Raw genomic sequence first — 14,432 nt, 5'->3', positions numbered from 1 at the left:
CGACAACACCTTCGCCACGCCTTGCCTGACCCGGCCGCTGGCGCTCGGCATCGACGTAGCCGTGCATTCGGCCACCAAGTACATCGGCGGCCACGGCGATGCCACGGGCGGCGTCGCTGTCGCCCGCGGCGAGCTGATCCAGCGCATCCGCCCGACCGGCATGAAAGACCTGGGCGGTTGCCTGAGCCCGCATGAGGCCGCCATGCTCATCCGGGGGCTGAAGACGCTGCCGCTGCGGATCGAGGCAGCCTGCGACAACGCACAGCAGATCGCACAGATGCTGCATGGCCATGCCGCGGTCGAGCGCGTCTACTATCCGGGCCTGCCCTCTCACCCCGGCCACGAGATCGCGCGTGGCCAGATGCGGCTGTTCGGCGGCATCCTGTCGCTGGAACTGCGTGGCGGCCGGGCAGCGGCACGGCGATTCCTGGACCGGCTGACACTGGTCACGCAGGCGGTCTCCGTGGGCGATGCCGACTCGCTCGCCTGCCATCCCGCCTCCACCACGCATAGCGCTGTCGCGGAGGATATACGCTTGCAGAACGGCGTCACGGACGGGCTGGTCCGCCTCAGTGCCGGCATCGAGGATGCACCGGACCTGCTGGCGGATATTGCGCAGGCGCTTGCTTAACGCACCCAGGGCCCATCGGACTCCATGCGCACGCCATAGTGCTCCAGCCCCCGCGCGTGCAGCTCCGGCGAGATCGCGCGCAGCGCGGCAATTGCCACGTGGTACCGGTCGATCTCGAAGAAGCGCCGCAGCGCCGCGCGCGTATCGCTGCGCCCGAAGCCATCCGTGCCCAGGGCGGTGAACGGCGCGGGCAGGTATGACGCGATAAGCTGCGCATAGGCCCGCACGTAATCGGTCGCGGCAATGACCGGGGTTGCGCCCGGCAGGCAGCGCTGCAAATGGCTTTCCGTTTCGCCACCGCTGGCGAACAGGCTGGCGCGCTCGCATTCGCGGGCGTCCCTGGCCAGTTCGGAGAAGCTGGTCACGCTCCAGATCTCTGACTTGATATCCCAGTCGCTCGCCAGCAGGTCCGCGGCGGCGATGACTTCGCGCAGGATGGCGCCCGAGCCGAGCAGCCTCACGCTGGTGGCGGCGCCTTCGGGTCCGCGCGTGCCGTAAAGGTACATGCCCTTGATCACGTCGTCATGCGCGTCCTCGCGTAACGGCGCCTGCACGTAGTTCTCGTTGTTGACGGTCAGGTAGTAGAACTCGTCGCGCTGTTCTTCCAGCATGCTGCGCGCGCCGTGATGGATGATGACCGCAGCCTCGCTGGCGAAGGCCGGATCGTAGGCGCGGCAGTTCGGCACCGTGGCCGCAATCAGCTGGCTGGTGCCGTCCTGGTGCTGCAGGCCTTCGCCGGCAAGGGTGGTACGCCCGGCCGTGGCGCCGATCAGGAAGCCCCGCGCGCGCTGGTCCGCCGCCGCCCAGATCAGGTCGCCGACGCGCTGGAAGCCAAACATCGAGTAATAGATGTAGAACGGCAGCATGGCCACGCCGCTCACGCTGTATGACGTGGCCGCGGCCGTCCACGAGGCCAGCGCCCCGGCTTCGGTAATGCCCTCTTCCAGCAACTGCCCTTGCTGGCTTTCCTTGTAGTACAGCATCGAACCGGCATCCTCCGGCTCGTAGAGCTGGCCCATGGGCGAGTAGATGCCGATCTGCCGGAACAGGTTGGCCATGCCAAAGGTGCGCGCCTCGTCCGCCACGATAGGCACCACCCGCGGGCCGACGGTCTTGTCCTTGATCAGGTTGGTGAACAGCCGGACCACGCCGGTGGTGGTGGAGACCGCGCGGTCGTCCGGCTCCATGGCGAAGCGGCCGTACTGCATCAGTTCCGGCATGCGCAGCGCGGGCGCGGTTCGCGCACGCGCCGGCAGGTAACCGCCCAGCGCCTGGCGGCGCGCGCGGAGGTAGGCCATCTCGGGACTGTCCTCGGCCGGCTTGCAGAAACGCAGCGCCGCCACGGCATCGTCGTCCAGCGGCAGCGCAAAGCGGTCGCGGAAGGCCAGCAGCGCGTCGATGTCCAGCTTCTTCTGCTGGTGCGCCGTCATGCGGGATTCGCCCGCCTCGCCCATGCCGTAGCCCTTCTTGGTCTTGGCGAGGATCACCGTCGGCCGGTCCTTGTGTTCCTGCGCGGCGCGGAATGCGGCATACAGCTTGCGGAAATCGTGCCCGCCCCGGCGCAGCGCATCGATATCCGCGCTGCTCATGCTGGCGGCCAGCGCTTTCAGTTCGGGGTCGCGGTTGAAGAAGTGCGCGAGGTTGTAATCGCCATCCTTGGCGCCAAGGTTCTGGTATTCGCCATCCACCATCGCGGCGAAGCGCCGCAGCAGCGCGTGGCTGGTATCCCGGGCGAACAGGGCATCCCACTCGGAACCCCAGACCACCTTGACCACGTTCCAGCCGGCGCCGCTGAACAGCGCTTCCAGCTCATTGATCACCTGCCCGTTGCCGCGCACCGGGCCATCCAGGCGCTGCAGGTTGCAGTTGATCACGAAGGTCAGGTTGTCCAGCTTCTCGCGCGCGGCGAGCGAGAGCGCGGCGAGCGATTCCGGCTCATCCATTTCGCCGTCGCCGAACACGCCCCAGACGCGGCGCGCCGCGGTGTCGGCAATGCCGCGATGGCCGAGGTAGCGCAGGAAGCGCGCCTGGTAGATGGCGCTGATCGGGCCAATGCCCATCGAGCCGGTCGGGAACTGCCAGAAATCCGGCATCAGCCAGGGGTGCGGATAGGAGGAGAGYCCACCGCCGCCTGTTTCCTGCCGGTAGCTGGCGAGCTGGGCTTCGGACAGCCGTCCTTCGAGGAAGGCGCGCGCATAGACACCCGGCGCGGAATGCGGCTGGAAGTAGACCAGGTCGCCCTTGCGCTCGCCCTCGTCCGCGCGGAAGAAGTGATTGAAGCCCACCTCGAAGATCTCGGCGGCGGAAGCATAGCTGGCCAGGTGGCCGCCAAGCTCCCCATAGGCCTTGTTGGCGCGGACCACCATGGCCAGCGCATTCCAGCGGATGATCGACGTCAGTTTTTGCTCGAGCGCCAGGTCGCCGGGATAGCGTTGCTGTTCGCCCACGCCAATCGTGTTCTGGTAGGCCGAGTACGGATTCGCCCTTGGCCCCAGGCCGAGATGGCTCGCATGCTCGGCAAGGCGTTCCAGCAGGAAGCGCGCGCGCGGGGCACCGCTGGCGCGGAAGACGCCGGCCAGGGCGTCGAGCCATTCGCGGGTCTCTTCGTGGTCGGGGTCGTGGCTTTGGCCTGAGGCAATCTCGATGGCGGCGGGCTTTTGCAGGGCACTCATTGCGGTCTCCGTGGGCTTCGTTCTTCTGTATCCGGCGACAGCGTCAAGGATGCCGCGAATCGAGGAATTCATTGTAGGGAGGAGGCCGCGGCAGAAGCTGCCGAATTGGCAAGCGACACCGGCCACTGGCAGCGTAGCGTGCTGCGGCTGGGCCGCTGGYAGCGCAACGTGCTGCGGGGACAGGCGCGCTGGCTGCAAGTGGCGGCGGATGGGCTTGGCGTATCGCGGCCTCAGGCTACGACAGGTGCATCGGCCGGGAGGAAGACGGATGCAGCGACGCCAAAACGGGCAGCGAGGGCCCGAATCTGGCGCACGTTGAGTTCGCGGCGCCCTTTCAGGATTTCCGAAACCACGCCCTGGCTACCGATTTCGGGGACTTGTGCCTGCGTAAGGTGGTGCTGCTCCATCAGAAATCGCAAGGCATCCACGCCGCTTACGGCAGGAAATGCGTAGTGTGCCTGGTCGTAGTCTGCAATCAACTCACCGAGCGTCGCGACCAGATCCGCCAGAGGATGCGATTCGTCTGCCGCGCCCGCATCGAGCAGTGCGTTCATGACGTTGACGGCCTCGTGATAATCACGTTCAGTCCGGATGGGGTGCAGGGGTACGACTTCGGACAAAGCGCGGAAGTGAGCGGTCAGTGCAGCCACGTTCAAGAGGGCTTCCATTTGTCGTACTCCTTGTGAGTCAGGACTTCGCGCACGTAGAGCATCTGGCGGTCGAAGTGAATCGCGGTGATGAGATGGTATTTGTTGCCACCAAAGTCGAAGACGTAGAAATTTCCCACACGATCGGTAGCATCAAAGGTTGCCTTCAAGTGGGCATAGCTGCCGAAGCTGGTGGCCTCGACCAGTTTGCGCCAAGCCTGTAAGGGTACTTTGGCATCCGGATATCGGGCCGCGAAATCCACCAGGGTTTTGTTAGAGATCACGCGCATGACGGCAGTGTATCTCAAATTGAGATTACCCGCGCAAGGGCCAGTATTACCGCCGGCTAGCCTTAGCCAGCAGGACGGCTGTGGCTGAACGCCACCACCAGGTCGGCCGAGTCATCCTGGACCGTGCCATCGGCATGTATCAAGCACCACTCATGCTCGATAGGCATTCTCAGACGCTTGCCCGCGCCTGAGCCACCGCAGCGCAGACTTGGCCCTGATCACGCCCACGCCATCCTCAATGTCGATGTTGGCGCCATAGCGTCGAATCGTCTGCCTTTATACTGCGGCATGGCCTACGATCTCACCGACAAACTCGTCATCGGCATCTCGTCCCGAGCGCTATTCGACCTCGAGCACGAGAACGGTATCTATCAATCCGAAGGCGTGGCTTCCTACTCCGCCTACCAGCGCCAGCATGAGGACGAGCCCCTGCTGCCGGGCACGGCCTTCCCGCTGGTGCAGGCGCTGCTCGAACTCAATCACCTGATCCCGGACCGCAGGCTGGTCGAGGTGGTGGTGATCTCACGCAATTCGCCCGACACCGGGCTGCGCGCGTTCAACGCCATCGAGACGCATCGGCTGGACATCACCCGCGCGGCCTTCACCGGCGGCGAGCCGATCTCTCGATACCTGCAAGCCTTCAAGGTAGACCTGTTCCTCTCGCGCGAAGCCTCCGACGTACAGGCCGCCATCGACGGTGGCGTGGCCGCGGCCCAGCTTTACGCCGCGCCCGCCGACTATCACGCCCCCGCCGGCCAGATCCGCATCGCCTTCGACGGCGACGCCGTGCTGTTCTCGCCCGAGTCCGAGCAGATTTTCAAGCAGAAAGGGCTGGAGGCCTTTACCCGGCATGAGCAGAAACACCGCCACAAGGCCATGGCCGAAGGGCCGTTCGCCAAGCTGCTGCTCCGGCTGGCGGAGATCCAGTCGCATTTCGAGCCGGGACAGTGCCCGGTGCGCATCGCCATCGTGACTGCGCGCAACAGCCCGGCGCACACGCGGGTGGTGCATACCTTGCGGGCGTGGAACGTCAGCATCGACGAGGCGTTCTTCCTGGGCGGGCTGCCCAAGGACCAGGTCCTGCAGGCCTTCGGCGCGCATATGTTCTTCGATGACCAGGAGGGACATGTGGAACTGGCTTCGGCGGTGGTGCCGTCGGGGCGGGTACCTTATAAGGGCGGCGAACTGGGCGGCGGCAAGCGGCGTACGGCTGCGCGCAAGCGCGTGACGAACCCGCGGGCCGATGCGCCCCCTGTAGACACGTCTGAGTCCGCTGCCTCTTCCGTTGAATGAAAACGTTCGCCCTTTACCTCGTCACTGCCTGCGCGGAAATCCTCGGCTGCTATCTGCCTTACCTGTGGTTGCGCCAGGGCGCCAGCGCCTGGATCCTGATCCCCGGCGCCCTGGCGCTGGTGTTGTTTGCCTGGCTGCTGTCGTTGCACCCGGACGCGTCCGGGCGGGTCTATGCGGCTTATGGCGGGATTTACATCGCGGTCGCTATCGCGTGGTTATGGCTGGTGGATGGGGTGCGGCCCAGCCACTGGGATCTGGCCGGGGTGGCGGTGGCAATTGCGGGCATGGCGATTATCGTGTTCCAGCCACGGTGAGATAAAGCGGGCATGGATAGGTACGAGGCTGCAGGCACGGCCTCGCTATAATGAACGCCGCGCCCCCCCGCGGACGGCACTTTTTTCTTTGGCGGCCCGCCGTTGCCTGACTCATATGATGACCCTGATTGAAGCGTTCGGTCTTGTCGAACGTCTGCCTGCCAGAGAACGCCTTATTGTTGGCCGCCCTGACGAGAAACGCACGTACTGGTCCTCCGGGAGCATTGAGAGCGCGGACCTGGTGAAAGACCTTGACCCGAGCGTCATTCAAGCCGTCGACGAGTTCCGCGCTGGCAACGGCAATCTCAGGGTCATCATCTTCAGAAAAGGCGATGCCGTCGATCTCGTGGTGGCGATGGGCGTCGACTCCCTGGACGCCATTGCAGATGCGCTTGCGATTGCCGATCAGGAGCGGGCGCGCCGCCGCACTCGCTGACCGGCACGGTGCATCCGGGGCCGCTCAGGCCGCCACGCGCACCGCCTCGCCCCGATACCGGGCCAGCAGCTCCGCCCGGCGTGCCGCCACTTTTTCCATATTGGCTTCCTTGACATGCCCGAAGCCACGGATGTCGTCGGGCAGGCTGGCCAGCGCCACCGCCGTGTCCAGGCGATCGGCACTCAACGTTGCGCCAAACTCTTCCACCATGGCGATGTAATCCTCGATCAGTTTGCGCTCCGCGCGCCGCTCGGCGGTCTTGCCGAACACGTCGAAGGCGGTGCCGCGCAAGCCCTTGGCGCGTGCCAGCAAACGGAATGCGGTCAGCATGGCCGGGCCGAAGCGGCGCTTGACCAGGTGGCCATGCGAGTCCTGCTTGGCCAGCAGCGGGGGGGCCAGGTGGAAGCTGAGCTGGTAGTCACGGCCAGGTTCGCCTTCGAACTGCGCGCGCAGTTTGTCCAGGAAGGCGGGGTCGGCGTACAGGCGGGCGACCTCGTACTCATCCTTGTAGGCCATCAGCTTGGCCAGGTTGTGCGCCACGGCTTCGCTGAGCGGCAGGCGGGCATTGGCACCCACGCGCGTCTCGGCGGCGCGCACGCCGTCGACCACGGCACGGTACCGGGCGGCGTATGCCGGGTTCTGGTAGGCCGTGAGCAGCGCTTCGCGCTGGCGGATGACGCTATCGAGCGTTTCCGGCATGGCCACCACCTGCGCGCGCGGCGCCATTTGCAATTGCGCGCTCAGCGCCGCTTCGCCATGGTGCGCCAGATAGCGCCCCCAGTCGAAGGCCAGCAGGTTCTTCTCGACCGACACGCCGTTCAGCTCGATGGCCCGCACCAGGCTGTCACGCTGCAGCGGCACCCAGCCTTTCTGCCAGGCAAAGCCGAGCAGCAGCGGGTTGGAGTAGATCGAATCGGCCAGGAGCTTCACGGCCCAGGCATTGGCATCGATAAAGGCGCAGGCTTCGCCGACGCTGGCGCGCAGGTCTTGCTCGGCCGAGGCGCCCGGGAACTTCCAGTTCGGGTTTTTGATGAAGTCGGCGGTCGGCGTGTTGGCGCTATTGATGGCGGCCGCCGTCACGTCGACCCGGGTCTTGGACAGGACTTCGGGCGAGGCCGAGACGATGGCGTCGCAGCCGATCACCAGCCGCGCCTCGCCAGTGGCGATACGGGTAGCATGCAGCGCGGCGGGAGTCGGCGCAATCTGCACATGGCTGATCACCGCGCCCCCCTTCTGCGCCAGGCCGGCCATGTCGAGCACGGTCACGCCCTTTTGCTCCAGGTGGGCAGCCATGCCGAGCAGGCCGCCGATGGTGACCACGCCAGTGCCGCCGACACCCGTTACCAGCACGCCGTAGGGCCGCTCGAGCATGGGCAGCGCCGGCTGCGGCAGCGCGCTGAAATCGGCGCCCGCGCCCTTGCCGCCCGCCGCGGCCGGCTTGCGCACCTGAGCGCCTTCAGCCGTGACAAAACTCGGGCAGAAGCCGTTGACGCAGGAGAAGTCCTTGTTGCAGGAGGACTGGTTGATCTTGCGCTTGGTGCCCAGCGGCGTTTCCAGCGGCTCCACCGACAGGCAGTTGGACTTGACCGAGCAATCGCCGCAGCCTTCGCAGACCGCGTCGTTGATGAAGGCGCGTTTGGCGGGATCGGCCATGGTGCCGCGCTTGCGGCGGCGGCGCTTCTCGGTGGCGCAGGTCTGGTCGTAGATCAGGATGGTGACGCCGGCGGTGTCGCGCAGCTGGACCTGGATGTCGTCGAGCTGGTCGCGGTGATGCACCGTGACGCCGCCGGGCAACATGCTGCCGTCGCCGTATTTCTCCGGCTCGTCGGTCACCACCACGATCTTGCTGGCGCCTTCGGCCAGCACCTGGTGCGCAATCTGCGGCACGGTCAGCACGCCGTCCACGGGCTGGCCGCCGGTCATCGCCACGGCATCGTTGAAGAGGATCTTGTAGGTGATGCAGGCCTTGGACGCGATGGCCGCGCGGATCGCCAGCAGGCCCGAGTGGAAGTAAGTGCCGTCGCCAAGGTTGACGAACACATGCTTCTCGCCGGTGAAATGCATCTGGCCGGTCCACGCCACGCCTTCGCCGCCCATCTGGCTGAAGGTGTCGGTATTGCGGTCCATCCACATCGCCATATAGTGGCAGCCGATGCCGGCGAGCGCGCGCGAGCCTTCGGGCACGCGGGTGGACGTGTTGTGCGGGCAGCCCGAGCAGAACCAGGGCTTGCGCTCCACCGAGATACGCGGGCGCGCGGCTTCGCGCTCCTTGGCCTCGATCAGCGCCACGCGCGCGGCGATGCGTTCGCGCACGTCAGACGGCAGGTCGCTCTTCTCCAGCCGGGTGGCGATGGCCTTGGCGATCAGCGCCGGCGATAGCTCATAGTGCGCCGGCAGCAGCCAGTTGCCGCGCGGTAGCGACCATTCGCCGCCGTGGTTGCCGCGCTCGTCGAACTTGCCGTAGACCTTGGGGCGCACGTCGTCGCGCCAGTTGTAGAGCTCTTCCTTGAGCGCGTATTCGAGGATCTGGCGCTTTTCTTCCACCACCAGGATCTCTTCCAGGCCGGTGGCGAAGTCGCGCGCGTCGTGCGCGTCCAGCGGCCACACGCAGCCCACCTTGAACACGCGGATGCCGATGCGGCGGCAGGTGTCGTCGTCCAGGCCGAGGTCCGACAGCGCCTGGCGCACGTCGAGGTAGGCCTTGCCGGCGGTCATGATGCCGAAGCGCGCGTTGGGCGAATCCAGCACCACGCGGTTGAGCTTGTTGGCGCGGATGTAGGCCAGTGCCGCATACCATTTGTGGTCGAGCAGGCGGGCTTCCTGCGCCAGCGGCGGGTCGGGCCAGCGGATATTGAGGCCGCCTTCCGGCATGGCGAAGTCCTCCGGCAGCACGATCTTCACGCGATCGGGATCGACTTCGACCGAGGCCGTGGATTCCACCACATCGGTCACGCATTTCATCGACACCCACAGGCCGGAGTAGCGGCTCATGGCCCAGCCATGCAGGCCATAGTCGAGGTATTCCTGCACATTGGACGGATACAGCACCGGGATGCCGGAAGCCAGCAGCACGTGTTCGGACTGGTGCGCCACCGAGGACGACTTGGCGGCGTGGTCGTCGCCCGCCAGCACCAGCACGCCGCCATGCTTCGCCGAGCCGGCGGAATTGGCGTGCTTGAGCACGTCGATGGAACGGTCCACGCCCGGGCCCTTGCCGTACCACATCGAGAACACGCCGTCGCGGGTGCCGTGCGGGAACAGATTGACCTGCTGGGTGCCCCACACGGCGGTGGCCGCCAGGTCCTCGTTCACGCCGGGCTGGAACACCACGTCGCTGGCGGCCAGGTGCTTCTTGGCCTTCCACAGCGCCTGGTCCACCCCGCCCAGCGGCGAGCCGCGATAGCCCGAGATAAAGCCGGCGGTATTCAGCCCGGCAGCGCGGTCGCGCGCCTTTTGCAGCATGGGCAGGCGCACCAGCGCCTGGGTGCCGCTGAGATAGACGCGGCCTTTTTCCAGGGTGTATTTGTCGTCGAGGGTAACCGACGCCAGGGCATCTTGCTGGGCTTGGGATAGGGGGGCATTCATCGATGCTGTCTCCGTACGCTCTTATGGGGCTGGAGCTGAGTGTAGGAAGGCGCGCCGATATCGTAAAATCACGAATTCAGAGAGCTGGTATCTGAAAAACACATAGCTGGAGCGCACATGGCGAAAGAACGGCACGGCAAGGAAGAAGGCGGGCAGCGCATTGCCAAGGAAATCACCTTGCGGCAGTTCCGCTACTTCTCGGCGGCGGCGGAAACCGGGCAGTTCTCGATGGCTGCCACGGCCGAGCATGTGTCGCAATCGGCCATTACCAATGCCGTGCTGATGCTCGAGCAGCAGCTCGGCGTGCGTCTCTTCGATCGCTTGCCACACGGCGTGGCACTGACGGCGGAGGGCCACCGGCTACACCAGCGCGCCCGCCAGATCCTGGACGCCGTGCAGGACACCCTGCGCGAGCCGCGCTTCCAGGCGCACAACCTGCAGGGCAAAGTCCGGCTGGCGGCGTCCTATACCGTGCTGGGCTACCTGCTGCCGGGACTGCTGGCGCGCTTTCGCACCAACTATCCGGATGTGGATTTCGACCTGCACGACATGGACCGCCCGGGCATCGAGCAGGCCGTGCTGTCCGGGGAGATCGAGCTAGGCATCGGCCTGCTGTCCAATATCGAGAAGCTGCCGCGGTTTGCCCACCACACGGTAATCCGCTCGCGGCGGCAGCTCTGGGCGTCGCCGTCGCACCCTTTGCTGGCTCTGCCCCGCCTGACGCTGAAGGACATCGCGGCGCACCCCTACATCCTGCTCACGGTGGACGAAGGCGAGCGCTCCACGCTGCGCTACTGGCGCAGCAAGCGGCTGGCGCCGTCGATCGCGTTTCGCACCAGTTCGATGGAAGCGCTGCGCGGCCTGGTGGCGCACGGCTTCGGCGTGACCGTGTTGTCCGACATGGTGTACCGCCCGTGGTCGCTGGAGGGCAGGCAGATCGAGGCAAGGCCGATTGCCGACGGCGTGCCGGACATGGAAGTCGGGCTGCTGTGGCAGCCCGGGCGCAAGCTGGAGAAGGCGGCGGACGCCCTGCGCGAGTTCCTGATCCACACCAGCGGCAGCTGACTGCGCCGCTGCGCCGCATCGCCACACCTGGTGTTCCAGATCGGAACACTGCCTCGCGCCGTGACACATCGGCTACAGCCGGCATAGCCCGGCCAAGCGCCGTCTTTGCCCGGTTTCTGGCGTTCTCGCTCCGTAATGTCCGCCGGGCACAGCTCTTGCGGAAGGGTATCCGTGCGCAAACAAAGCGGCACGACACGCAGTACAGAGCGAAATCACAAATCGGAGCGAGACATGAACATGGCGGAAATCGCCCAGCTGGGCGTTGCGTATCCCTACAAGGAACAGTACGAGAACTATATCGGCGGCGCCTGGGTGGCCCCGGCCGATGGCCAGTACTTCGAAGCCATCTCGCCGGTCACCGGCAAGACCTTCACGCGCGTGCCGCGCTCCAACCAGAAGGACGTGGAAGCCGCGCTGGACGCAGCGCACCGCGCCAAGGGCACCTGGGGCCGTACCTCCACCACCGAGCGCGCCAACATCCTCAACCGCATCGCTGACCGCATCGAGGCCAACCTGGTCACGCTGGCGGTGGCCGAGACCATCGACAACGGCAAGCCCATCCGCGAAACCACGGCGGCCGACCTGCCGCTGGCGGTAGACCACTTCCGCTATTTCGCCGGCTGTATCCGGGCGCAGGAAGGCGGCATCTCCGAGATCGACCACGACACCGTGGCCTATCACTTCCATGAGCCCCTCGGCGTGGTCGGCCAGATCATCCCGTGGAATTTCCCGCTCCTGATGGCCACGTGGAAGCTGGCGCCCGCGCTGGCCGCCGGCAACTGCGTGGTGCTCAAGCCCGCGGAACAAACCCCGGCCTCGATCCTGGTGCTGATGGAAATCATCGGCGACCTGCTGCCGCCGGGCGTGCTCAATGTGATCAACGGCTTCGGCCTGGAAGCCGGCAAGCCGCTGGCATCCAGCTCTCGCATCAGCAAGATTGCCTTTACCGGCGAGACCACCACCGGCCGGCTGATCATGCAGTACGCCTCGCAGAACCTGATCCCGGTCACGCTGGAACTGGGGGGCAAGTCGCCGAACATCTTCTTCGAGGATGTGCTGTCCGCCGACGATGCCTACTTCGACAAGGCGCTGGAAGGCTTCGCCATGTTCGCGCTGAACCAGGGCGAAGTCTGCACCTGCCCGTCGCGCGCGCTGATCCAGGAATCGATCTACGAGCGCTTCATGGAACGCGCGCTCAAGCGCGTGGCGGCGATCAAGCAGGGCCACCCGCTCGACAAGGCCACCATGATCGGCGCGCAGGCCTCGCAGGAACAACTGGAAAAGATCCTCTCCTACATCGACCTGGGCAAGCAGGAAGGCGCGCAGTGCCTGATCGGCGGCGAGCGCAACGCGCTGGGCGGCGACCTGTCCAGCGGCTACTACGTCAAGCCCACGGTATTCGCCGGCCATAACAAGATGCGCATCTTCCAGGAAGAGATCTTTGGCCCGGTGGTTTCTGTCACCACCTTCAAGGATGAGGAGGAAGCGCTGGAAATCGCCAACGATACGCTCTACGGCCTGGGCGCCGGTGTATGGACACGCGATGGCGCGCGCGCCTTCCGCATGGGCCGCGGCATCCAGGCTGGCCGCGTGTGGACCAACTGCTATCACSYCTATCCKGCCCATGCGGCRTTCGGYGGCTACAAGMARTCCGGCATCGGGCGCGAGAACCATCGCATGATGCTGGATCACTACCAGCAGACCAAGAACCTGCTGGTGAGCTACAGCCCGAACGCGCTCGGCTTCTTTTGATATAGCGCAAGAATGGGCGTATCCGCCCATGCCATGATCGGCATGGTGCCCGGGCTGCCGGCCTCCTGCCGCGCAGCGCGGGCGTCCTTGCCAACAGCATCAGGAGTCGAGATGACAGCGATGATGAAAGCCGCCGTGGTGCGCGAGTTCGGCGCCCCGCTCACGATCGATGAAGTACCGGTGCCGCAACCTGGACGCGGCCAGATCCAGGTCAAGATTGAAGCCTCGGGCGTATGCCACACCGACCTGCACGCCGCCGAAGGCGACTGGCCGGTCAAGCCCACCCTGCCCTTTATCCCCGGCCACGAAGGCGTGGGCTATGTATCGGCGGTAGGCGCCGGCGTGACCCGCGTGAAGGAAGGCGACCGTGTCGGCGTGCCCTGGCTCTACAGCGCCTGCGGCTATTGCGAGCACTGCCTGCAGGGCTGGGAAACCCTGTGCGAAAAGCAGGAGAATACCGGTTATTCGGTCAACGGCGGCTATGGCGAATACGTGGTTGCCGATCCCAACTACGTAGGGCTGCTGCCTGACAGCGTGGGCTTTGTCGAGATCGCGCCCATCCTGTGCGCGGGCGTCACAGTCTACAAGGGCTTGAAAGTTACCGATACTCGCCCCGGGCAATGGGTGGTGATCTCCGGCATCGGCGGGCTTGGCCATGTGGCGGTGCAATATGCGCGCGCCATGGGCCTGCGCGTGGCGGCGGTGGATATCGACGACAAGAAACTCGATCTCGCCCGCAAGCTGGGGGCCGAGGTCACGGTCAATGCGCGTACGACCGATCCCGTGGCGTTCCTGCAAAAGGAAATCGGCGGCGCGCACGGCGCGCTGGTGACGGCGGTTTCGCCCAAGGCGTTCGGCCAGGCCATCGGCATGGTGCGGCGCGGCGGCACGGTTGCGCTGAACGGCTTGCCGCCGGGAGACTTCCCCACGCCGATTTTCGATGTGGTGCTCAAGGGCATTACCATCCGCGGCTCCATCGTCGGCACCCGCAGCGACCTGCAGGAATCACTCGACTTCGCCGCTCATGGGGCGGTCAAGGCTACCGTGTCCACCGCGCCGCTGGAGAAGATCAACGAGATCTTCACGCGCATGCGCGCCGGCGATATCGAAGGCCGGGTGGTGATGGACTTTGCTGCCTGAGGTTTGTGGCCTGAACGGTCTGTAGGCAAGGAGCCACCCGATGTCCAACGCTGATGCCACTTCACCCGACGCGGTGCAACGCGTCGTTGCCACCCCTGCCGCGCTTGCGCTGATCGAGCGCTTGCGCGCTCAGCATGGCGCGTTGATGTTCCACCAGTCAGGGGGGTGCTGCGATGGGAGCGCGCCGATGTGCTATCCGGATGGCGAGCTGATTATCGGCGATGCCGACGTTTGCCTCGGCGAGATTGGCGGCGCGCGGTTTTATATGACGCGGGCGCAGTTCGAGTACTGGCAGCATACGCGGCTGGTGATTGATGTGGTGGCGGGGTCGGGGGGGATGTTTTCGCTGGAGGGGCCGACGGGGATGCGGTTTTTGACGCGGTCGGAGTTGTTTAGCGATGAGGAGGCTGGGAGATTGGACTCAACTTCAACTTCAATTTCAACTTCAAAAGCCTAAAGTCAAAGGCGGTTTCACCCCCCTGCGGGGGGCGACCTACTTTCTTGTCTTGCCAAGAAAGTAGGCAAAGAAGGCGCGCCGGATGGGGCGACTTCCCCTCGTCGTCAGGCAAAAAGAGCGGCCGGGGGCCAAACTCGCATCGCCTTAAGG

12 protein-coding genes are annotated in these 14,432 nt (G+C 65.6%); 8 read left to right on the top strand and 4 right to left on the bottom strand.

The features are described 5' to 3' along the window. Positions 1–631 (top strand): trans-sulfuration enzyme family protein (locus AC1DKD_RS29760; RefSeq protein WP_477144046.1); only part of this gene is annotated, 631 nt, incomplete at its 5' end. Here AC1DKD_RS29760 and mdeB read toward each other — a convergent pair. From mdeB to AC1DKD_RS29745, 3 genes are all read right to left on the bottom strand, one after another. Further along, on the bottom strand, positions 628–3,303 hold the full coding sequence (gene mdeB / locus AC1DKD_RS29755) for an alpha-ketoglutarate dehydrogenase (RefSeq protein ID WP_441634977.1): 2,676 nt from the start codon (positions 3,301–3,303) through the stop codon (positions 628–630). The two genes, AC1DKD_RS29760 and mdeB, sit on opposite strands and share 4 nt — an antisense overlap. A gap of 230 nt (positions 3,304–3,533) precedes the next feature. Beyond that, positions 3,534–3,971, bottom strand: coding sequence for a helix-turn-helix domain-containing protein (locus tag AC1DKD_RS29750; protein WP_441634975.1), 438 nt, complete (start codon positions 3,969–3,971; stop codon positions 3,534–3,536). Next, positions 3,956–4,240, bottom strand: a complete 285-nt coding sequence (locus AC1DKD_RS29745; protein ID WP_441634973.1) for a type II toxin-antitoxin system HigB family toxin — start codon at positions 4,238–4,240, stop codon at positions 3,956–3,958. Before AC1DKD_RS29745 ends, AC1DKD_RS29750 begins: the two co-directional genes overlap by 16 nt. Positions 4,241–4,528: 288 nt before the next feature. Here AC1DKD_RS29745 and AC1DKD_RS29740 point away from each other — a divergent pair, with 288 nt between their 5' ends. From AC1DKD_RS29740 to AC1DKD_RS29730, 3 genes are all read left to right on the top strand, one after another. Further along, on the top strand, positions 4,529–5,533 hold the full coding sequence (locus tag AC1DKD_RS29740; protein WP_441634971.1) for a 5'-nucleotidase: 1,005 nt from the start codon (positions 4,529–4,531) through the stop codon (positions 5,531–5,533). Then, positions 5,530–5,847: a YnfA family protein gene (locus tag AC1DKD_RS29735; RefSeq protein WP_441634969.1), complete on the top strand. Its 318-nt coding sequence runs from the start codon at positions 5,530–5,532 to the stop codon at positions 5,845–5,847. The genes AC1DKD_RS29740 and AC1DKD_RS29735 overlap by 4 nt, the downstream gene beginning before the upstream one ends. Positions 5,848–5,962: 115 nt before the next feature. Then, the gene (locus tag AC1DKD_RS29730) at positions 5,963–6,283 is read left to right on the top strand and encodes a hypothetical protein (RefSeq protein ID WP_441634967.1); all 321 of its coding nucleotides are present in this window, start codon (positions 5,963–5,965) and stop codon (positions 6,281–6,283) included. Between the two features lie 24 nt (positions 6,284–6,307). Here AC1DKD_RS29730 and AC1DKD_RS29725 read toward each other — a convergent pair whose 3' ends face one another. Next, the gene (locus tag AC1DKD_RS29725) at positions 6,308–9,868 is read right to left on the bottom strand and encodes an indolepyruvate ferredoxin oxidoreductase family protein (protein WP_441634965.1); all 3,561 of its coding nucleotides are present in this window, start codon (positions 9,866–9,868) and stop codon (positions 6,308–6,310) included. 117 nt (positions 9,869–9,985) lie between these two features. Here AC1DKD_RS29725 and AC1DKD_RS29720 point away from each other — a divergent pair, with 117 nt between their 5' ends. The 4 genes from AC1DKD_RS29720 to AC1DKD_RS29705 all read left to right on the top strand — a co-directional run bounded on the left by AC1DKD_RS29720 (position 9,986) and on the right by AC1DKD_RS29705 (position 14,282). Next, positions 9,986–10,933 carry a LysR family transcriptional regulator gene (locus AC1DKD_RS29720; RefSeq protein ID WP_441634963.1) on the top strand — a complete coding sequence of 316 codons (948 nt, stop codon included), beginning with the start codon at positions 9,986–9,988 and terminating at the stop codon, positions 10,931–10,933. Positions 10,934–11,164: 231 nt separating this feature from the next. Next, entirely contained in the window at positions 11,165–12,685 is a 1,521-nt protein-coding gene (adh, locus tag AC1DKD_RS29715) for an aldehyde dehydrogenase (RefSeq protein ID WP_477144045.1), read from the top strand. A 111-nt stretch (positions 12,686–12,796) separates the two neighbouring features. Further along, on the top strand, positions 12,797–13,825 hold the full coding sequence (gene adhP, locus AC1DKD_RS29710; protein WP_477103680.1) for an alcohol dehydrogenase AdhP: 1,029 nt from the start codon (positions 12,797–12,799) through the stop codon (positions 13,823–13,825). Between the two features lie 40 nt (positions 13,826–13,865). Beyond that, on the top strand, positions 13,866–14,282 hold the full coding sequence (locus AC1DKD_RS29705; RefSeq protein WP_441634957.1) for a DUF779 domain-containing protein: 417 nt from the start codon (positions 13,866–13,868) through the stop codon (positions 14,280–14,282). Positions 14,283–14,432 lie beyond the last annotated feature (150 nt).

It is taken from the genome of Cupriavidus sp. 05T313, from assembly GCF_056396665.1.
Note: the sequence above shows the minus strand (reverse complement) of the source record. Positions and strands in the feature narration are given on the sequence as shown.